We start from the raw sequence: 21355 nt of genomic DNA, 5'->3' as shown, positions 1-21355 counted from the left end.
GGAGAGAAGGGATATGAATAATCAAATGTCAAAGAAAAGCTTCGGCAGTGGCTCAAGGACCGTCGGCATTCTTCTAGTAGTCACCGCATTGGCGGCGGGGTGCTCAAGCCCGGCACAGCCGCAGGCAGCGGCAGCCGTGCAGTCGCAGAACAGACCAGTTAAAGTAGCTGCCATTGTACAGCAAAGTATGGGTGATCCCAAGGAACAAATCGCGGATGTCAGCGCCGCAGTACAAATTGATGTCATACCCAAAGCCGACGGACAGGTTTTGGAGGTTTTGAAGAAAAAGGGTGAGCTTGTTAATCAGGGTGATGTTATTGTCCGTCTGGATGCTAGAGATGCCCGACTGCAAATGCAAAAGGGCGAGCAATCACTTAAAGGTGCGGAGGAATCACTTCGCAAATCGATTGAAGACCAGAACAACAGCCGGGTTGATCTGCAAAGCTCGCTGGTCAAGGCTAATGAGCAATTAAGTAATGTGGAAAAGGACTATAACAAAGCTCGCAATGACTTTGAGGCCGGTACGGTGACCAAACGTCAAGTGGATCAGGCGGAAACGCTCGTGACTAACGCGCGGCTGGATGTGCAATCTGTTCAGAACAAGCTGGATGCCCTAGATAAAACCAACCCGATTGCCTCTCAGGAATCACAGGTAGCGACAGCGCGGCTAAGTGTAGAGGACGCGGCCAATGCTGTCGGCAATTATGAGATCAAGGCGCCAATTACGGGTGTTTTAACAGATCTGACAGCTGAGGTGGGTATGAATATGTCCCGTACTGCCAAGATTGGTCAGGTACAACAGCTTGACCCGCTCAAAATCAAAGCCGATTTGACAGAGTCAGCAGCCAAGCTGGTTAATAACAAGCAGGAGCTCACCTTCTATAGTGCAGATAACCCTGCCAACAAAAAAACAGCCAAGGTGACGTTCCTTGCCAATCAGATGAACAGCACGACAAAAGCTTTTCCGATTGAACTGGATTTGGCAAATCCGGATGGTTCGATCAAGCCCGGCAGCCGTGTTCAGCTGCAATTGACCAGTCCTCAGGAGGAGCAGGGGCTTGCTGTTCCAAGCTTGAGCATCGTCAGAGAGGGCAATGAAGCCTTTGTTTTCATACTGAATGGTGATCAGGTAGAGAAACGTGCGGTCAAGCTTGGACGCGTCAAAGATGCATTTCAGGAGGTGTTGGAGGGTGTGAAAGCAGGAGAATCTGTAGTTGTTTCCGGTCAGCATCAATTGAAAAATGGGCAAAAGGTTGAAGTTGCCAAGTAACCAAACCGTTAGAAATCCGTAAAAGCAATTATAGAATGATAAAGATAGAGATAGATAAATAGATAAATATACAGAGGAAGATATGAAAAGGTAGAAAAACGGAATACGGATTAACCAGTCAATATTCATACAGAAGCCCATATGTCGGAACACGGATTTAATCAGATTGAACAGAGCAGTAAGGATAGAAGTCAGCAGCGTCGATTTCTGTCCTTGAACTTAGAGGAGGCTATACAAACATGAGAAAGAACTTAACTGCAGCACCGAAATGGAAAACTACGCTCGGCAGCACCTTGCTGTCCATGTCTTTAGTCATATCAGCTGTCCCTTCAATGGCACTGGCAGACGCTGTACCTGTACAGGAGTCAGGAACACAGGTACAGACACAAGTACTTACGCCAACTGCAGCCGCCTATCCGTTAACAGACTCGATTCAAGCGAGCATAAAAAGCTTGTCCATCAGTAAATCAGCTGAGGGCACACGTATTGGTACGGTTGTCCGTCTTCATAATAATACGACTCAGATGAAGCGGGTTCCCGATTATGAAATTCGCGTCCAAGCTTCTGACGGCAGCGAATATAAGGTTACACCTAGTGCATCCAACCCGAAGTCGATGCTGGCGATGGAAAATGTGGAGCTAACGGGTATGGTTACAGTAGACCGTCAGGACGATATTACGTTAACAGGAATGTCTTTTGTGGAAGTGGATGAATATGTGTATCCCAAACAGGAAACAGTTCGGTTGAGCCTGCCCATAACGTCCGTGTGGAATGCCGCCAAGCCTGATATTACCGATCCTGCTTTTATAAAAGCGTGGGGAGATACGTTTATGGTTCCTGAATCTCCATCTCCAATTAAATTCACAACGACCAGTTTGACCGAGCAGACGGATGAAAAGGGTGTGCATACCCAGGTCGTAACTCTGCTGGCAGAAAATCCGGGTACAGCTAGTGAAACGGTGCCTGGCTTCCGTTTGGATGGCAAAGCTGGAGATCAAATTTATGCCGGTAAACGAGCTGATGCGAATCCAATTGTACTGGCCGCGGGTGACCGCAAATATATTCAATATTTGATCCCGACAGATAAAGGCATCAAGCTGCAAAGCTTGCTGATGATGACGACAGAAACTTTTGCGGCTTCCACCGGAACTGCCGGAGCAGGAGCAGCAGGGGGTTCAGCGGGTACCGCTGCGGCAACACCGTCCAGCACGCCTGGGTTTGATGTCGGACGCTTGAAAATCGAAGTGGCGGCAGATGCTGTTGCTTTACCTAACACGCTGCCTGCATACGCAATAGGCACTCCGATTGCCTTCGATCCATTGAACCGTTTATTGGATTCCAGCACGCAGGTCTCTTTAATGGAGCTTCATATGCATGAGAATACAGGGTCAGGCTTTAAAAGCGTAGTCGCCAAATTCAGATTGCAAAATAAAAGCGATCAAACCGTTACACTTCCCGCTTTTCAAACAGAGCTGGTAGGCAGCGACGGCTCCAGCTATGCAGGTTCTCGCCAAACGGCAACAGCAGCTAATTTGATGCCGAACCTGAGCTATGTAGTGAGCTATTCGTTTATGGTTCCAGCCTCGGAGAAGGGTGAACAGCTTGGTATCAAGCTGCTGGACAATCTGACTTCTGCACCTTACAGTACGACGATTGCCGGATTCCAAACCGCTGTACAGATCGATGATGTGGATAGCTCCGTGATGGCGTTCTATCCATTTAATGTCACACTAAACGATTGGACGATGTCTGCATATACCAATGCCGGATTACCTGTAACCTATTCATATAAGATGAAGATGAATTTGACTGTGGACCGAGTTGAGGATGTCGTCGTTGATGACAACTTCCCGAAATTCACTATTGAGCTTGTTGATGGGTTGGGTCGGACACTCGGTTCGCAATCGGTACCGTTCACAGGAACCGACATGCTGATCAGCGGCGAGCAGACGATTCAGATCAGCAACATCAAGAGCGAGCAGCAGGAATATCCATTGACCATTAAATTATATGAAACTATTGAGACGCCTAATGGTGTGGCCAAACGGCTTGTGAAGACATTACAGCAGTAAGGTACAGCACCAAATTAAATGGAATTTATATGGAAAATATGTACATCCCTCCTTGCATACTGCGAAGAGGGATGTATTTGTGTATATTCAGGAGTCTACAAACCAAATTCACATAGGAAATGTATGAAATTTAACAATGGAAATACAGATTTCTTTCTAAAAATAAGATAAACTAGATAGTAGATATCATTAACAATAATCATCATTAATAGTTTATATAGAAAGAAGGAATGACAGGGCTATGCGTACATACTTGGGTTTCAAATTCAAACGGAGGTTAGCGGAAACATTGGTTTTGAAAGAGGCAATGGCCATTATTGGCTGCCTGATTGTTGTATTGGCAGGGGTGATGCTGTTATATGTGGACAAGGCACAGGCTGTGGCAGGCACTTCTGTCAGTTCGCCTACGGTTTCTACCTATCCGGAAACGATACTTGCAGGAAATAACAATACATGGGACTTTCAATTTACAGCCACAAACGCATTGAGTAGCAGTAGTGTGATTACCGTTAATTATCCAGCAGATTTCAAAATTAATAATGATGAGGATCATAAATATATTAATTTTGCTACTAATCAAATCTATCAGTATATTCCTATCGTTACGGTTAACGATTTGGCAGCAAGCTCCATTGTTGTTAGCGGACAGCAGTTACAAATCCAGATTGCAAATGTTGTCTCTGCCGGATCTGTAGTGAAATTGTCTATTATCAAAGAAGCATTATCGAATCCTGCGACAGGGGGTACCAAAAATATTCTCCTGTGGACTTCGTCGGATATAGATCCTGTTAGTATTCCGGTAACCATAGAAAGCAGTTCATTAGCAGTCGTTCTGAGCAATCAGTACGAGGGCGCACGGAACGTAAGCTATAAGCTTACCTACAGGACTCGGGAAACAATAGATTATGAAAATCCTATATATCCGGTGCTTCCGTCTGATTTAATTAGTGCTCTGTACTCCATGGACCCATCCATGGTAACTCTGAACGGTATCGCGGTAAACGAAATCTATGATGGTGACGGCATAATTATGATTTATCCTAGTTCTGCTACCCATATTGAAGCAGGCCAGACTGTAACTCTGGAATTTACTGCGGAAGCAGGTTTGACCAATCCGCTAATCGAAGATGTGGCGGATACTACACAAAAGATAGGAATAAAATTTGAAAGCGGCTTGTACGAGTGGGCAGATATTACATATATCGAGGATAACATAGCTCCCACAGGATCTATAGCCGTTCATGGCATAGCTGCGGGGGGTACAACTTTCAGTCGCTCTATCCTGCTTGATTTGTCAGCTACAGATGTTGGTTCAGGAGTAGTTGAATATGTGTTATCGGAGACTGAGTACTTTTCTTTCCAGAATGTTTTAGAATATAAACCTCTGGAATCGCAGGTTCCTTATCAGGCCCCGTATACTCTTTCAAATGGAACAGGTCCCAAAACCATTTATATTAAATATTACGATGGTGCCGGAAATTCAAGTGAAGCTAGTCAAATCACGGTTAATTATGATGATAAGCTTAGTTTTGGAAGCTTGACGGTAAAGGATGATAACTCTGCAAATGTGGCTTTAAGTCCTACATTTTCAAATGCACAAAATGTATATGATGCAGTGGTAAGTCCTGTAACAAATACACTCAAAATCAACATTTCCAAGTTAGCAGCAGCTAATATAGGTTTGGGTGATTCAAGAGCGGTTTATACACCTGTGAATGCTACCAATGGGGAAATCACTTTTTCCAATCTGACATACGGCAGCAACGATTTGAACATTCGAGTTTCAGGTTCGGAAGGTTATAATGACTATCATCTAGTTATTTTCAAAGAAGGACCTGTTCTGCAGCATGCGAACAACACGACTGTTATCAACAATGGTAGCATCCTCTCATTGGGTGGAAAAAAATGGATAGTAACGGATTCAAATAAGCGGCAGTTGACTCTTCTTGAAGCGTATAGAGGTTGCGCTTATGGATATGAGTCCAGTGAATGCGACTGGGATGGTTATGGTTCTGAATGGAGCTCAGAAGGTGAATTGGTAAATGACGGATATCGATTTGATCCTCAGCGCACTTACAGTATTGCACATTACTTGAATCATTCATTTTTAAATAGTCTGGGCAACGGAAAAAATCTTATTTCCTTGTATCCATTTGATAATACAATCTATTCGACAGGGTCAGTATCCAGATGGAGTGATGAGCATAGAGTCATGGCAGCGGTAGGGCTGCTATCGATACCGCAGTATCAATCATTAGCAGGGACTGGCGTGTTGAATCGGTTTTTGGGTTCGGATTGGTTTTTGATGAATCCTGCTCATGCTGGTAGTAATATCTATATGTATAGTGTTGACTCTGAAGGCTTTCTGGCAAGTAATTGGCAAAGTAAGAGAGTTCACCCTGTTGTTTATTTGAAGTCTGGCTTATTCGTCAGCGGAGGTAATGGAGAAGAGGCCAATCCATATACGCTACCAAGTAGTGCAAGTATTGAATCGATCAAGCTTCAAACTACTGCTTTAGGCTACTCAGACACTGTCGAACCACCAGTTTTTAGTTTAAGTGTCAGCAATGAAATTAAGAATACAGCGCTTGATGTCACTATGACAGATGCAGCAGCAACTGTTGTATTTGACAGTATTGATCAGCCATCAGGGGGAACGGCCCAAGCCTCTGTGACGAATCCGATGACTATTAAGGTTACTGATCTTACAGAAGGGGTTACGACGGTACACGTGCATGGACTTGCCGCTGATAACATATCTAGAAAAAATTATGATATCAAGATTACACGTGCGGCTCCTGCATCGTTCAATAATGCTACTTTAGGCTCGTTGAAAGTTGAAGGCGTAACAATCTCTCCAGATGCCAATAGAAATTTATCTGCGAGTGTATCGAACGCAGTGTACACGACCACGATAACGAACGCTGTTTATGAATTGGGAGCTCGGATAACCATCAAATTGAGCACAGGCGTTGAAGTGACTTTGGGTCAACCAGTCAATTTAAATGAAGGGGCGAATGTGTTTACAGTTGTAGTGACTGCACCTGACGGCACTACTAAACTAACCTACTCATTAACCATCACAAGAGCTGTTAGTGGATCGACTGGTGGTCAACAGGAAGTCGCTGTAACAGCAGCACAGCCGATAGTCACGTTGGCAGGTGGCACTACAATTGATTTTACAGGATCGACTTTTGGGCCTAATGCCAAAGTGTCAGTAACGGAAGTAACCCCGCTGAATACAAGCGGTACAGGTATGGTATCTGCAGGTAAGACTTTGGAGTTCACACTGACAGGGATTATAATTGATCCTTTAAAGCCTGTGAAGTTCACGATTCCTACGAATACCAATGCGAATCGAAGTAAAATAGGCGTCTTCTACTATAATCCATCAACTCTAAGTTGGGAGTATCAGAAAACAGAGATCGATAACACGGGAGTTGCGTCTGTAAAAGTCACACATTTTTCAACATACGGTGTGTTCGAAGCGAATAAAGTAGCGACCCCTACATTGGATTCTTTATACATAAATGACACGACGAAGCAGGTTACTCTGTCTACATCAACATCGGGTGCAGCAATCTACTTTACACTGGATGGCTCGGAACCGACTACAGCAAGCAGCTTGTACAACTCAAGTAACAAGCCTAATTTGTTATCGACCCAGACTCTGAAAGCCATAGCTGTCAAAAACGGAATGGTTACGAGTGAAGAACTCATGTTCCCACGTAGAACGATAAACAAGGTATTAATAGATATTAATAATAAAACTGATCAGAACGGTGACAATAAGTTTGATGAAACCGATGTACGGATGCTCCTGAAACAAGTGGGAGCGGTGCTCATCCAATAGAAATAGAATTTCTTACGAGAATCCGTGGAACCATAGCTTAGGGAATATCCCTGGTCGATGGTTCTTTTTTTGTCTCATCATGACTTTTTCATTCGTCTCCCCAATAAGGTACAATGGATGTATACGACTCATAGTTGGGAGGAATCACTTTGTACCAACGGGATTATTTGATGCGAATGATCGAACAGTTTACGATGACACTGGGTCAGGTGATGTTCAAGCGGCGAAACCAGCAATTTGCGGAAGCGATGGAACTGTTGACACAGGCAATGAAACAGCTACTGGGGCTGAATTCCAAGCTAGTGCTTGCTTTATCTGTGAAGGATCTGATGGCTTTGCTTTCGACTCAAGGTCAATTCGATGCCGGTAAAGGCCTACTGCTCAGTGACATGCTTAAGGCAGAGGGCGATTTACTGGTTGATGCCGTGGAAGAAGCTGAAGGTATGGCATGTTACATGAAGTCACTGGAGCTTTTGCTCGAAATGAGATGGATGCGAGAAGCTTCTGAAATAGAGCAGGAGATGGAGGATCGGATCGAAGACCTGCTTGCTGTCGTCAAGTCTGGAATGATACCGCTGCGGGTTCTGAAGCCTTTGGTCCATTATTATGAGAGTACGGGGCGGCTGGCCAAGGCGGAGGACATGCTATTTTTCATACTGGATGCAGATGTGGACCAGACGCAGTGGATCGATTCTGGCTTGCACATGGTGGAGCGTTGGCAAAAAATGTCGACGGATGAGCTTGCACAAGGCGAGTTGAACGCAGAGGAAGTCCAAGAGACCTATAACCAACTAGTTAAAATGAAGCAAAAAGCGAGCAAGATCGAGAGAATGTAGCAAACTGCTATAGAAATGCGAACTTTTCATATGATTAATTCGTATAATGTTCGTCTTCTCAGGTTGACAGCCGCTCTCTATCCCTGTAAACTAAACACGTAAAAGCTTTCTTTTTTTGATCTAAACTTGTCGAAATAACGAAAATGAAAGGTCGGCGCTTCGGTGTTAGGCCTTAGCTTGCGCTTGGGATTATTTTACCGTCCTGTGGGTCAATGATAGTGATCTTGGTCTGCCGGACTTTTCATATTATACACATTCAAGCTTGCACGTATTTCAAAAGTAACCATTTATGGAGGTCGAAATGTCTGTTCTTGTTGGAGTCATTATGGGAAGTCAGTCGGATTGGGAAACCATGAAGCACGCCTGTGACATGCTGGAGGAGCTGGGAGTTTCTTATGAGAAAAAGGTTGTTTCCGCCCATCGTACGCCAGATTTAATGTTTGACTATGCAGCATCTGCAGTAGAACGAGGTTTGAAGGTTATTATAGCAGGAGCGGGAGGCGCCGCTCATTTACCCGGTATGGTTGCCGCAAAGACGGAGCTGCCGGTTATTGGTGTTCCCGTTAAAACGTCTACGCTGAATGGGCTGGACTCCCTACTGTCTATTGTTCAGATGCCAGGTGGTGTTCCTGTAGCCACCGTAGCGATTGGCCATGCGGGAGCCACGAATGCAGGCTTGCTGGCAGCGCAAATATTGGGAGCGTTCGATCCTGAGCTGCAGCAAAAGGTACGTGAGCGTCGTGAACGGACTCGTGAGAAGATCACAGAAAGCAGCGTGCTGGAATGAGTGAATATGATCGAAGAGACACCAAAAAGATAATACGTCCTGGCAGCACCATTGGTGTGTTAGGCGGTGGACAGCTTGGGCGCATGATGGCACTGGCGGGACGCGCGATGGGCTATCGGTTTATTACACTGGACCCGACGGTGGATTCCCCTTGCGGTCAGGTGGCTGACAGACAGATTGTGGCCGCTTACCATGATATTGAGGCAGCGAGGATGTTATCCGAGCAGTCGGATGTGATCACCTATGAATTCGAAAATGTCGATGCCGAAGTGACTGAGCTTCTTATGGAGGAATCCTACGTGCCTCAGGGCAGCCGACTTCTCTATATTACGCAGCACCGCTTGCGTGAAAAGCAGGCGATTGAATCAGCTGGCGTCAAGGTTGCGCCTTATGCGCAGATTGCGAGCAGTGCACAGCTTCGTGAGGAGCTGCAGCGGTTGGGCACACCTTGTGTGCTGAAGACAGCGACAGGCGGCTATGATGGCAAAGGACAGTGGGTAATACGTTCGATTGATGAAGCTGATGAAGCTTATGAAGAAATCAGCCGGGCTGGAACTGAACTGGTTCTCGAACAATTTATCGACTTTGACAAAGAAATATCCGTGATTGCGGCGCGAAGCCCAAGAGGAGAAGTTAAGGCATTTCCCGCAGCGGAAAATATACATGTGAACAATATTTTGCATCTGTCGATCGTACCTGCCCGCATGGATGAGGCTGTGCAGCAGGAAGCCGAGCAACTGGCCATTCAAATTGCGGAATCATTAAATGTGGTTGGACTAATTGCAGTCGAAATGTTTGTCACACACGAAGGCGAGCTTTATGTGAATGAATTAGCGCCGCGGCCTCATAATTCCGGTCATTATACAATGGAAGCTTGCAAAACCTCGCAGTTCGAGCAGCACATGAGAGCGATTTGCAATCTGCCGCTGGGCTCGACGGAGCTGCTTACACCGGTTGTCATGGGTAACATTCTGGGTCAGCATGTTGAGCCTGCGATGGACTGGATCATGCAGCCTGAATCGGAGCAGGTTGGCAGTGGTATCACAGCAAAGCTACATATGTATGGTAAGCAAGAGGCCAAGGACAATCGGAAGATGGGTCATTTGAACGTGCTTGCACCTTCAGTTGATGAAGCCTTGCAATGGATTGAAGCCTCAGGCATATGGAGTACGAAAGAATAGCTAGCACGAAGAACGGGGGATTAATCAATGATTGAACGTTACAGCAGGCCGGAAATGGCCCGGATTTGGACAGAGGAAAATAAATTTAATGCTTGGCTGGAGGTCGAGCTATTATCTTGCGAGGCATGGGCTGAGCTTGGGGTCATCCCGAAGGAAGATGTAGTGGAGCTGCGCAAAAATGCTGCTTTTGACATCGACCGTATTTATGAGATTGAGCTGGAAACGCGCCATGATGTGATCGCATTCACGCGCGCGGTATCCGAAAAGGTAGGACCTGAGCGTAAATGGGTACACTATGGCTTGACATCGACTGATGTTGTCGATACGGCACTCGGTTACTTGCTGAGACAGGCTAACGAAATTTTGGAAAAAGACTTGCTTAATTTTATTGAAATATTGCGGAATAAAGCAATTCAATATAAAGATACACCAATGATGGGACGGACACATGGCGTACATGCCGAGCCGACAACCTTCGGTTTGAAAATGGCACTGTGGCTGGAAGAAATGAAGCGGAACCTGGAGCGTTTTCGCTTCGCAGCAGACGGCGTACAGTACGGTAAAATTTCCGGAGCAGTAGGTACCTATGCGAATATCGATCCTTTTGTTGAAACCTTTGTATGCGAGAAGCTGGGTACAAAAGCGGCTCCAATCTCGACGCAAACCTTGCAGCGTGACCGTCATGCTGAATATATGGCGACACTGGCGCTGATTGCAACGTCCATGGATAAATTCGCGACTGAAATTCGTGCATTGCAGAAGAGTGAAGTTCGCGAAGTTGAGGAAGCTTTTGCCAAAGGTCAAAAGGGTTCATCCGCTATGCCGCATAAGCGTAATCCAATCGGCTGTGAAAGCATTTCAGGCTTATCCCGCGTCATTCGTGGTCATATGGTCTCAGCTTATGAGAATGTAACCTTATGGCATGAACGCGATATCTCGCATTCGTCTGTAGAACGGATTATTTTGCCGGATGCAACGATTTTGCTGAACTATATGCTGAACCGTTTTGGGACGATTGTGAAGAACCTGACCGTGTTCCCGGAAAACATGAAGCGCAACATGCAAAGCACTTATGGCGTACCGTTCTCCGGACGTGTTATGACCAAGCTGATCGACAAAGGCTACAGCCGTGAGCAAGCATATGATACCGTGCAGCCTCGTGCCATGCAGGCATGGGAAGAGCAGCGTTCGTTCCGCGATATTATTGAGAATGAGCCTGTAATCCGTGAGCAGCTGAGTGCGGAAGAAATTGATGATTGCTTTAACCCAACCTGGCATTTGAAGCATGTTGATACGATATTCAAACGTTTGGGCTTAACCGAATAATAAATTTAGGGGAGGACCACAAACGATGGTCTCAACAAAGGCGATTTCGAGCGCCGAATCTTATCTGAGCGCACCGCTGATCTACAAAGGTAAGGTTCGTGAGCTGTATGATTTAGGGGAGCATTATTTGATCGCGGTAACGGACCGGATCTCGGCATTCGATTGGGTGCTGTCACCTGCAGTGCCGGACAAAGGTAATGTGCTCAACTCTTTAAGTAAATTCTGGTTTGAGCAAACCGCGCATATTCAACCGAATCATGTCGTACATGGCGATGTTGATCAATTGGGCGATATTGTCAAAGACCGTGAGATCATGAAGGATCGCTTCATGGTCACCAAAAAAGCGGAGCGTATTGATATCGAATGTGTCGTCCGTGGTTATATTACGGGTGGAGGCTGGCGCCAGTATATACAAACAGGCGAGATCAATGGACAAAAGCTGCCGAGCGGCTTGCGTAAAAATGAACGCTTCGAGAAGCCGATCTTCACGCCTGCAGCCAAAAACGATGTTGGTCATGACGAAGATATTTCGATCGAACGGATGAAAGAACTGGTCGGAGCCGAATTGACCGAGCAGCTGCAAGCCAAGAGCATTATGCTGTATGAATTCGCTCATCGCTTTTGTGAAGAGCGTGGCATCATATTAGCCGATACCAAGTTCGAGTTTGGACTCATTGACGGAGAAATCATCCTGATCGATGAAATCTTCACACCGGATTCCTCACGTTTCTGGGCCAAAGAAAAGTACGCCTTCGATATCGAAATCGATGGTATGGATAAAGAACCGGTTCGTACGTATCTGTCCAGCACGAATTGGGATAAAAACAGCGAGCCCGACCCGCTGCCCGCCGATGTCGTTGAGGAAACCTCCCGCCGCTACAGAAGCATCTATGAGCTGCTAGTTAAGTGAAAAATTTAAAAGTTCGGTGAATAAGTTCCGCTGCGCGGCCAAAGATTCTTACGATTGCTGTTGTTCAAGGATTTCTTATATTTTATAAGATATTTAGCTGTAGAAATTCTTGAACAAAGGCACCGCTTCGCTATCTCCAGAACACTTTGGCCGCTCCGCTTATGATTCACCAAACTTTTAAACCAAGCTCACAAGCCTCTAATATAAGTATCATAATTATATAGAACATTCTCAAGCAGGCGCTTGCGAAGCGAGTGCTCTGCGCAACATAGAAGATGCTTACAAAGTAGGTCTTCTACGAAAACTAAGTAGATGCTTACGAAGTAAGTTTTCTACGAAAACTCTAAGGAGGATTCATCCCCATGTTAAAAGCAACCGTATACGTCACGATCAAACAAAGCGTTCTCGACCCTCAGGGAGTAGCCGTACAAGGCGCACTTCACTCCATGGGCTTCGGTGAAGTGGATAAAGTACGTGTAGGCAAATATTTAGAATTTGAACTAGGCACAGCTGATCGTGCAGAAGCTGAGCAGCGTGTTAAATCGATGTGTGAAAAGCTTCTAGCGAACACAGTAATCGAAGACTACCGCTACGAATTAGTTTAATCTCTTCAACCCCAGCCGTCAGGCCAACCATCAGCGAGCGAAGCTATGCTGATCTGTTTAAAGCAGTTGATGTTAAAGAGTTAACACTCGGCACCAAAAGTTCAGCGTGTCCCGATAGGGACGGAAGCGCTCATCATAAGCACACAGTATGCGTACGAAACGTATCACCCAAGTCAAGCGTGTCCCGATAGGGACGATAAGCGCCCCGAGAACACTCCAGCTTGCACACGTGCCAAGGGAGTCCAGAGGGCAACGCCCTTTGGGGCCCTCCCTATAGGGAGGGTTTGGGAGGGTAAACTTCGGGTGAATAAAGGGAGGATTAGAGTATCATGAATTTCGCTGTATTGGTGTTTCCAGGCTCCAACTGTGATATCGATTGCTACAAAGCGGTTGAAGAAACGATTCAGCAGCCTGTTGAATATGTATGGCATACCGAAACCGATTTGTCCAAGTATGACTGTATTATTGTACCGGGTGGCTTTTCGTACGGAGATTATTTGCGCACAGGCGCTATAGCTCGTTTTGCTCCTGTTATGACGGCACTTGTGCAAGCGGCTGAGAAGGGCACCTACATTATCGGGATCTGCAATGGTTTTCAAATTTTGCTGGAATCGGGTTTGCTGCCTGGTGCCATGCTTCGTAATAATTCGCTTAAATTCCGCTGTCATGCGGCTATGCTGCAGGTGGACAATAACGAAAATCCGTTTACAAAAGAGTACAACAAAGGTGAGCTGGTTAACATTCCAATCGCTCATGGCGAAGGCAACTACTATTGTGACGATGCTACTCTTGCGGAACTGCAAGCGAACAATCAAATCGTTTTTCGTTATGAAGCAGGCAATAACCCGAATGGTTCTGTGGATGATATCGCAGGCATTTGCAACAAAGCGGGCAACGTACTTGGTATGATGCCGCATCCGGAACGCGCAGTAAAAGAATTGTTGGGTTCGGCGGACGGCAAGCGGATGTTTACATCGATCTTGAGCACTTGGAGGGAACAACATGGCGCAGCAGTTAACGGTTAAGGAACCAAACGCGGAACAAATTGCAGAGCAGAAGCTTTATAAGCAGATGGGTGTCACAGACGCGGAATATGATCAAGTATGCGGATTTCTCGGACGTAAACCGAATTATGTGGAAATTGGCGTATTTAGCGTTATGTGGTCCGAGCATTGCTCCTACAAAAATTCGAAGCCAGTTCTTCGTAAGTTTCCTGTAACAGGGCCACGGGTATTAATGGGTCCAGGTGAGGGTGCGGGGATCGTCGATATCGGTGATAATCAAGCTGTTGTTTTCAAGATTGAAAGTCATAATCATCCGTCTGCTATCGAGCCGTTTCAAGGCGCGGCTACAGGCGTGGGCGGAATTATCCGTGATATTTTCTCCATGGGCGCACGTCCAATTGCTGTTCTGAACAGTTTGCGTTTTGGTAATCTCAAGAATGACCGTGTTAAATATTTGTTCGAGCATGTCGTATCGGGGATTGCCGGTTATGGTAACTGTATCGGGATTCCAACGGTCGGCGGCGAGGTTATGTTTGATGAAAGCTATGAAGGCAACCCGCTCGTTAATGCGATGTGTGTAGGGTTGATCGATCACGATAAGATTCAAAAGGGTGTTGCCAAAGGCGTCGGCAATCCGGTGTTTTATGTCGGACCGGCTACAGGTCGCGATGGTATTCATGGTGCGACTTTTGCATCGGAGGAACTGACTGCGGAGTCCGAAGCGAAGCGTCCTGCTGTACAGGTAGGCGATCCGTTCATGGAGAAGCTGGTATTGGAAGCGTGTCTGGATTTGATTAACTCAGGTATCGTGTTAGGCATTCAGGATATGGGCGCAGCCGGGCTTACTTGTTCGAGTGCCGAGATGGCGAGCAAAGCAGGTAACGGTATGGAATTGTATCTGGATGAGGTGCCGCAGCGTGAGGAAGGCATGACGCCTTATGAAATGATGCTGTCCGAATCACAGGAGCGGATGTTGTTCGTTGTTGAGCCTAAGGATGAGGCGCAGGCTAAAGCGATTTTTGAACGTTGGGGATTGCATTGTGCAAAGGTTGGTAAAGTAACCAATGACGGAGCGCTTAAGCTGTTCCACAAGGGTGAGATGGTTGCGGACATGCCGGTTACGGCATTAGTTGATGAAGTTCCTGTATATAATAAGCCTTCTCAAGTACCTGCGTACTATCTGGCTAATGCTGAGGTGGATACGAATCGGTATGCTGAAGTAACGGATCTGAATGATGCTTTGAAAAAGGTGTTGGCTTCCCCGACTGTAGCCAGCAAGGAATGGGTTTATAATCAATACGATTACATGGTGCGTACAAGCACTGCGGTTCGTCCGGGTTCGGACGCAGCGGTCGTAACGATTCAAGACTCACGCAAGGCGCTTTCCATGTCGACCGATTGCAATGGACGTTTTGTTTATCTGGACCCAGAAGTGGGAGGCAAGATTGCGGTTGCGGAAGCAGCTCGTAACAATGTATGCTCCGGCGGCGAGCCGCTGGCGATTACAGATAACCTAAACTTCGGTAGCCCGGAAAAACCGGACATTTTTTGGCAGCTGGAGAAAGCCGCAGACGGAATTTCAGAAGCCTGCCGCAAGCTGGATACACCGGTAATCGGTGGAAATGTCAGCTTGTACAATGAAAACTCCAAAGGTGCTATTTACCCAACACCTGTTATCGGAATGGTTGGATTGGTTCATGATACCGATCATATTACGACACAAGCCTTCAAAAAAGAAGGCGATGTGATTATCCTGCTCGGCGACACCAAAGCAGAATTAGGCGGCAGTGAGTTCCAATATGTACTCCATGGAGTTACAGAAGGACGTCCGCCTCAAATTGATCTGGATGTTGAGAAAAAGCTGTTAAGCACCGTGCTTGGCGGTATTCAAAAAGGTTTCGTTGCTTCGGCGCATGACTTATCCGATGGTGGCTTGGCTGTAGCTCTTGCTGAGAGCTGCATCAGTGGTAACCTGGGTGCTCAAGTCGACTTCTCTACGGAGCTGCGCAATGATATTGCAATGTTCAGCGAAAGCCAATCCCGTATTTTGCTCAGCGCTTCGCCTGAAAAAGCGGAAGCTTTGAAGCAATGGATTTCCGAACAAGGCGTGCCATATCAGCAATTAGGTCAAGTTCAAGGAACAGAGTTGCATATCCACATTAACGCTAAACCAGTCATCCAGTCACCGGTTGAACAACTACAAAAGGTTTGGAAGGATGCGATTCCATGTCTGATGAAATAAAGACATTGCAGGAGCAGCAGCTATGGACAGGCAATTATTATAATGAAGATATGGGCAGCCGTGACGGGCTGCTCGATAAGCTAGGGGAGGAATGCGGCGTTTTCGGAGTGTATGGTCACTCCGAAGCCGCTTCGCTCTCCTATTATGGTCTGCATGCGCTGCAGCACCGCGGTCAGGAAAGTGCAGGGATCTGTGTAGCAGATGGTGATAGCTTTAAATACCATCGCGGCATGGGACTTGTAAAGGAAGTTTTTAATAATGATAATTTAACCACTTTAACTGGAGCCAACTCCATTTCGCACGTTCGTTATTCGACAGCGGGTGAGAGCAAGCTGGCTAACGCTCAGCCTCTAGTGTTCAAATATCGTGGCGGCGATTTGGCGATAGCCACCAACGGCAATTTGACTAACGCGGCCGAGGTGAAAAGAAAGCTTGAGGACATGGGTTCGATCTTTCAGACAACAAGCGATACCGAAGTTGTAGCTCACTTGATTGCACGCTCCAAGCATACGGAAATTGAACTGGCTGTTAAAGAAGCATTACTGCAGGTGGAAGGCGCGTACGCGTTTTTGTTTCTGACCAAGGATAAGCTGGTTGCAGCTTTAGACCCACATGGCTTACGTCCTTTTGTTATGGGCCGACTGGGCAATGCTTACTTGTTCGCTTCGGAAACCTGTGCGTTTGACGCGGTGGGGGGAACCTACTATCGTGATGTGATCCCGGGTGAATTGCTTGTACTTGATGCGAAAAACGGTTTGGTTGAGGATCGGTTCTCACCGATCAAGCAGCGTGCTATTTGTTCGATGGAGTATATTTATTTTGCTCGGCCCGACAGCGATATGGATTCGATTAATATTCACTCTGCACGCAAACGGATGGGTAAGCAGCTGGCACAGGAAGCGTTCGTTGACGCTGATGTGGTCACTGGCGTGCCAGATTCCAGTATTTCAGCGGCTATCGGCTTTGCTGAGCAAACCGGTATTCCTTACGAGTTGGGCTTGATCAAAAACCGCTACAGCGGTCGGACCTTTATCCAGCCGAGTCAGGAGCTGCGCGAACAGGGTGTGAAAATGAAGCTGAGCGCTGTACGCAGTATCGTTGCGGGTAAGCGGGTTGTGATGATCGACGATTCCATCGTCCGTGGCACGACCTCACTGCGGATCGTCAACATGCTTCGTGAAGCAGGTGCAACCGAAGTTCACGTAAGAATCAGCTCACCGCCTTTTATGAATCCTTGTTATTATGGAATCGACACACCGGACCGCAAAGAACTAATCGCGGCTCAAAAGTCGATCGAAGAAATTCGGGTTGCGATCAATGCCGATTCACTTTATTTCCTTAGTAAGGAAGGCTTGTTAAACTCAATCGGCCGTCCTAAAGGCGATGTGAATCAAGGAAATTGTACGGCCTGTTTTGACAATATGTACCCTACACGGATTACTGAAGAGTCGGAAGTCGGATGTGGGTGCGACTAAGGGTCTGAGTGAGAAAAGTGCAGCGCAGTGCAGTGATTGAAAAACAGTGAATTTGGATTCATACGGACGGTTACTCTGGAAAAGGGATGCCATTCCACCGCTGTTGAAAGAAAGCTACCAGAATTAATTCCTTATAGGAAGCAGCTTTCTTTCAAAGGCGGCCGTTACACTTTCCATGGCATTCCCTTTTCCTCCATACACCTGGATGAATCCAAATTCACATGCACTTCTCTCTCACAGAACCTTGTCTGTGAGTAGAAAGAAGGCGGAGGCATTCACCGTCTCCGCTAGGCTGGCAATACCGGCCAGCCAAGAAAGAACTGGTGTGGCCGTGAGCACGGCCTACCGCGCAACAACTTAACGCGGCCTTAGTCCGGCCCGTCAACTGAACAACTAGCGGGGCTAGTACTGCCCCGCAGCCATTAATAAACGCAGGTTGTGTGGACTGCGTTGAGCCTTTCGAACTTGTGCTTGTAAGATGTGTGCCTGATCGCCTTATAGGCGGAGGGCTGTGTGCTTGCCGGAGAGTTTACGGGACGCCTTTGAAAATGGGTTATCACCACCAAGTCTAATCACAATAACCCATTTTCAAGAGCGGCCGCAGGCAAGCAGCACAGCCCGGAGCCGACCTTAGGCGATCAAGCATGCACTTAATCTTACTCCCACAACTGCGAACAGCCCAACCCTCCCACCAACCAAGTTAAAGGAGTGTAACAAGTGTCGGATGCATATAAAAAGGCCGGAGTCGATATCGAGGCTGGCAATGAAGCAGTAGAACGGATGAAAAAACACGTAAAAACCACATTTCGTCCCGAGGTTTTAACGGAGTTGGGTGGATTTGGTGGGCTTTTTGGATTGAATAAGGATAAGTACGACGAGCCGGTACTGGTATCAGGTACGGATGGCGTAGGAACGAAGCTCAAGATTGCTTTTGCTATGGACAAGCATGATACGATTGGTATTGATGCTGTAGCGATGTGTGTTAACGATATTATTGTACAGGGCGCAGAGCCTTTATTTTTCCTTGATTATTTGGCTTGTGATAAAGTCATCCCAGAAAAAATCGAATCGATTATCAAAGGGATCAGCGATGGTTGCGTTCAGGCAGGCTGTGCATTAATCGGCGGCGAAACGGCTGAAATGCCGGGTATGTATGCGGAAGGTGAATATGATATTGCCGGATTCACGGTCGGTATCGTTGATAAAAAGAAAGTCATCGACGGCTCCACAATCCGTCCGGGTGATGTCGTACTAGGTCTTGCTTCAAGTGGCGTGCATAGCAATGGTTTCTCGCTAGTTCGCAAGCTGTTGTTAGAGGAAAAAGGCTACAGCCTGCATGACACCATTGACGTATTGGGCGGCAAGCTGGGTGATGTGGTGCTGGAACCAACCAAGATTTATGTCAAATCCGTACTTGCTGCATTGCAAAAGGTAGAGCTTAAAGGCTTGGCGCATATTACGGGTGGCGGTTTTATCGAAAATATTCCGCGGATGCTGCCTGCTGATGTCAATGTAGAAATCAATTATGGCTCTTGGCCGATTCTACCGATTTTCCAGCTGCTGCAGGAAACAGGCGCAATCAGCAATAACGATATGTTCCGTACCTTCAATATGGGTATTGGCATGGTAATCATCGTGCCAGAGCAGCAGGCTGCTGAAGCCGCAGCTATTTTTGCTGAGCAGGGTGAGCAGGTGTATACGCTGGGTCATGTAACCTCAGGAGATCGGGTGGTTACGTTTAGCGGAGCCGTTGTATGAGTAAGTCCTTTCGCATTGCCGTGTTCGCTTCCGGGAGCGGGTCCAATTTCCAGGCTATTGCGGATGCGGTGAATGCTGGCAGGCTCGATGTTCACATCGGGCTTCTTGTCTGTGACCGCCCCAAGGCACAGGTAGTGGAGCGGGCGAACAAGCTTGGGATACCTACATTTGTGTTCCGGGCGAAGGATTATGCAAGCAGAGAGCAGTATGAACGAGAGATTGTACAACGGCTAGAGGAAGAGCAGATCGATCTGGTTGTAATGGCAGGCTATATGAGATTGATTACATCTGTGCTTGTCGAGCCTTGGTATGGGAGGCTGATTAATGTTCACCCTTCCTTGCTTCCTGCATTTCCAGGTCTGGATGCTATCAAGCAGGCGTTGAATTACGGGGTAAAAGTAACCGGAGTCACGGTACATTATGTAGATGGCGGCATGGATACAGGACCGATAATTGCCCAGCAAAGCCTGGACATTACTCCGGAGGATACAGAAGAAAGCTTGGCAGCGCGTATACACCCAATCGAGCATGTGCTGCTGCCGCAGGTCATTGCACAGATTGCAGCCGGAAAAATAAAGCTGAACCCATAGCTCCCATCATAAGAATAAGATTCAATGGAGACTCTTTAAAGCTAAAGTCATTTAACCAGTAAACACACGTATCGCCCCATCCCGTGCTTGAGATCTGCAAGCGGTACAGAAGGTTCTGCTGCAGTGTTCATCAATAAGCTATTGAGTTCAAATGTTCCATCTATATAAAGCCAGATAAAGCCAGTTCCACCAATACAGCTGCATAGGAAAGGAATTAAACGATGAGTAACCCTAACGAAATCCATTTGCGCTACGGTATGAATCCGCACCAAAAAGAAGCCAAGATCTACAGCGAGAACGGCAACCTGCCGCTGCATGTTGTCAACGGTGACCCAGGCTTCATCAATCTGCTGGATGCTTTGAACAGCTATCAGCTGGCTCGTGAGCTGCGCTTGGCTACAGGTCTTCCAGCCGCTGCTTCCTTCAAGCATGTAAGCCCTGCAGGAGCGGCTGTATATGCCCCTCTTAGCCCAGAGCTGGCGAAGGCTTACTTTGTAGAAGGCTTGGAGCTGTCTCCCCTGGCAACTGCTTATGCAAGAGCGAGAGGTGCTGACCGGATGTCTTCCTTCGGAGATTGCGCGGCGCTAAGCGATATCGTGGATGCATCCACGGCACGTTTGCTGAAACGTGAGGTTTCCGATCTCGTTGTAGCTCCTGGCTACACGGAAGAAGCTTTGGAGATTCTGCGTTCGAAGAAAAAAGGCGGTTTTTTGGTTCTTGAGATCGATCCGGAATATGCAGCTGCACCTATCGAGAAGCGTAATCTGTTTGGCATGACCCTGGAGCAGCAGCGCAATAATGCCGTGATTGACAGCTCAGTACTGACTCACATTGTAACGAACAATAAAGAGCTTCCAGAAGAAGCAAAACGCGATATGCTGATTGCCCTGATCACTTTGAAATATACGCAATCCAACTCGATTTGCTATACTTTGGATGGACAAACCATTGGTATTGGTGCGGGTCAGCAATCCAGAATTCATTGTACGCGTCTTGCTGGTGATAAAACCGACCGTTGGTTCCTGCGTCAGCATCCGGCAGCTCTTGCCATGAAATTCCGTCCTGGTATTACCCGTCCTGAACAAAACAATGCGATTGATCTGTGGCTGGAGGAGGAAGTAACCTCTTTTGAAAATGCCAGCTGGGAGCAATATTTTGAGGAAGTACCTGTTCGTTTGACTCGTGAAGAAAAGCGCGAATGGCTGAATAAGCTGCAAGGCGTTACCTTTGGCTCGGATGCTTTCCTGCCGTTCCGTGACAATTTGGACCGTGCAAGCCGCAGCGGCGTGAAATACGTCGTTCAAGCAGGCAGCTCGATGCGTGACGAGGAAGTCGTCCAAGCTGCTAATGATTACAACATGGTTATGACCTATTCCGGCGTTCGTTTATTCCATCACTAAAATATACAGCCAGTAAATATGCATACAGCAGATATCGATTTAATTA

At 46.9% G+C, this 21355-nt stretch carries 15 protein-coding genes; all 15 read left to right on the top strand.

The window, feature by feature from the left end; translation table 11 throughout:
- The first annotated feature begins 13 nt into the window (after window positions 1–13).
- The 15 genes from OB236_RS32835 to OB236_RS32765 all read left to right on the top strand — a co-directional run bounded on the left by OB236_RS32835 (window position 14) and on the right by OB236_RS32765 (window position 21309).
- Window positions 14–1270: an efflux RND transporter periplasmic adaptor subunit gene (locus OB236_RS32835; protein WP_262687794.1), complete on the top strand. Its 1257-nt coding sequence runs from the start codon at window positions 14–16 to the stop codon at window positions 1268–1270.
- A 239-nt stretch (window positions 1271–1509) separates the two neighbouring features.
- A complete protein-coding gene (locus tag OB236_RS32830) occupies window positions 1510–3342 on the top strand; it encodes a hypothetical protein (RefSeq protein WP_262687792.1) in 1833 nt (610 codons plus the stop codon).
- Window positions 3343–3631: 289 nt separating this feature from the next.
- Window positions 3632–7195: a chitobiase/beta-hexosaminidase C-terminal domain-containing protein gene (locus OB236_RS32825; protein WP_262687790.1), complete on the top strand. Its 3564-nt coding sequence runs from the start codon at window positions 3632–3634 to the stop codon at window positions 7193–7195.
- Window positions 7196–7344: 149 nt separating this feature from the next.
- Window positions 7345–8031 carry a DUF6483 family protein gene (locus tag OB236_RS32820; RefSeq protein WP_262687789.1) on the top strand — a complete coding sequence of 229 codons (687 nt, stop codon included), beginning with the start codon at window positions 7345–7347 and terminating at the stop codon, window positions 8029–8031.
- A gap of 301 nt (window positions 8032–8332) precedes the next feature.
- On the top strand, window positions 8333–8818 hold the full coding sequence (gene purE / locus OB236_RS32815) for a 5-(carboxyamino)imidazole ribonucleotide mutase (RefSeq protein WP_076237756.1): 486 nt from the start codon (window positions 8333–8335) through the stop codon (window positions 8816–8818).
- On the top strand, window positions 8815–9999 hold the full coding sequence (purK, locus tag OB236_RS32810) for a 5-(carboxyamino)imidazole ribonucleotide synthase (protein WP_262687788.1): 1185 nt from the start codon (window positions 8815–8817) through the stop codon (window positions 9997–9999). The genes purE and purK overlap by 4 nt, the downstream gene beginning before the upstream one ends.
- Before the next feature lie 27 nt (window positions 10000–10026).
- Window positions 10027–11325 carry an adenylosuccinate lyase gene (gene purB / locus OB236_RS32805; RefSeq protein ID WP_262687787.1) on the top strand — a complete coding sequence of 433 codons (1299 nt, stop codon included), beginning with the start codon at window positions 10027–10029 and terminating at the stop codon, window positions 11323–11325.
- A 25-nt stretch (window positions 11326–11350) separates the two neighbouring features.
- Window positions 11351–12235 (top strand): phosphoribosylaminoimidazolesuccinocarboxamide synthase, encoded by an 885-nt coding sequence (locus OB236_RS32800; protein WP_262687786.1) that lies wholly within the window; start codon window positions 11351–11353, stop codon window positions 12233–12235.
- Between the two features lie 362 nt (window positions 12236–12597).
- Window positions 12598–12840 (top strand): phosphoribosylformylglycinamidine synthase subunit PurS, encoded by a 243-nt coding sequence (gene purS, locus OB236_RS32795; RefSeq protein WP_076237752.1) that lies wholly within the window; start codon window positions 12598–12600, stop codon window positions 12838–12840.
- Between the two features lie 329 nt (window positions 12841–13169).
- Entirely contained in the window at window positions 13170–13865 is a 696-nt protein-coding gene (gene purQ / locus OB236_RS32790) for a phosphoribosylformylglycinamidine synthase subunit PurQ (protein ID WP_262687784.1), read from the top strand.
- Window positions 13843–16086, top strand: coding sequence for a phosphoribosylformylglycinamidine synthase subunit PurL (purL, locus tag OB236_RS32785; protein ID WP_262687783.1), 2244 nt, complete (start codon window positions 13843–13845; stop codon window positions 16084–16086). The genes purQ and purL overlap by 23 nt, the downstream gene beginning before the upstream one ends.
- A complete protein-coding gene (gene purF, locus OB236_RS32780) occupies window positions 16071–17561 on the top strand; it encodes an amidophosphoribosyltransferase (RefSeq protein WP_262687782.1) in 1491 nt (496 codons plus the stop codon). The genes purL and purF overlap by 16 nt, the downstream gene beginning before the upstream one ends.
- A 717-nt stretch (window positions 17562–18278) precedes the next feature.
- Complete coding sequence (gene purM, locus OB236_RS32775; RefSeq protein ID WP_262687781.1) at window positions 18279–19319, top strand: phosphoribosylformylglycinamidine cyclo-ligase; 1041 nt, start codon at window positions 18279–18281, stop codon at window positions 19317–19319.
- A complete protein-coding gene (purN, locus tag OB236_RS32770; protein WP_076237747.1) occupies window positions 19316–19909 on the top strand; it encodes a phosphoribosylglycinamide formyltransferase in 594 nt (197 codons plus the stop codon). The genes purM and purN overlap by 4 nt, the downstream gene beginning before the upstream one ends.
- A gap of 221 nt (window positions 19910–20130) precedes the next feature.
- Window positions 20131–21309 (top strand): phosphoribosylaminoimidazolecarboxamide formyltransferase, encoded by a 1179-nt coding sequence (locus OB236_RS32765; protein WP_262687779.1) that lies wholly within the window; start codon window positions 20131–20133, stop codon window positions 21307–21309.
- Window positions 21310–21355 lie beyond the last annotated feature (46 nt).

The sequence above is a fragment of the Paenibacillus baimaensis genome (genome assembly GCF_025567575.1).
The sequence above is the reverse complement of the archived record's forward strand: the minus strand, read 5'-3'. Positions and strand labels throughout refer to the sequence as shown.

Bases quoted from the DNA above. Each gene is read 5' to 3' on its own strand.
- purL (WP_262687783.1), top strand. From the start codon at position 13,843: ATGGCGCAGCAGTTAACGGTTAAGGAACCAAACGCGGAACAAATTGCA.
- purE (WP_076237756.1), top strand. From the start codon at position 8,333: ATGTCTGTTCTTGTTGGAGTCATTATGGGAAGTCAGTCGGATTGGGAA.
- purF (WP_262687782.1), top strand. From the start codon at position 16,071: ATGTCTGATGAAATAAAGACATTGCAGGAGCAGCAGCTATGGACAGGC.
- purN (WP_076237747.1), top strand. From the start codon at position 19,316: ATGAGTAAGTCCTTTCGCATTGCCGTGTTCGCTTCCGGGAGCGGGTCC.
- OB236_RS32800 (WP_262687786.1), top strand. From the start codon at position 11,351: ATGGTCTCAACAAAGGCGATTTCGAGCGCCGAATCTTATCTGAGCGCA.
- purK (WP_262687788.1), top strand. From the start codon at position 8,815: ATGAGTGAATATGATCGAAGAGACACCAAAAAGATAATACGTCCTGGC.
- OB236_RS32765 (WP_262687779.1), top strand. From the start codon at position 20,131: ATGAGTAACCCTAACGAAATCCATTTGCGCTACGGTATGAATCCGCAC.
- purQ (WP_262687784.1), top strand. From the start codon at position 13,170: ATGAATTTCGCTGTATTGGTGTTTCCAGGCTCCAACTGTGATATCGAT.
- OB236_RS32835 (WP_262687794.1), top strand. From the start codon at position 14: ATGAATAATCAAATGTCAAAGAAAAGCTTCGGCAGTGGCTCAAGGACC.
- purS (WP_076237752.1), top strand. From the start codon at position 12,598: ATGTTAAAAGCAACCGTATACGTCACGATCAAACAAAGCGTTCTCGAC.
- purB (WP_262687787.1), top strand. From the start codon at position 10,027: ATGATTGAACGTTACAGCAGGCCGGAAATGGCCCGGATTTGGACAGAG.
- OB236_RS32830 (WP_262687792.1), top strand. From the start codon at position 1,510: ATGAGAAAGAACTTAACTGCAGCACCGAAATGGAAAACTACGCTCGGC.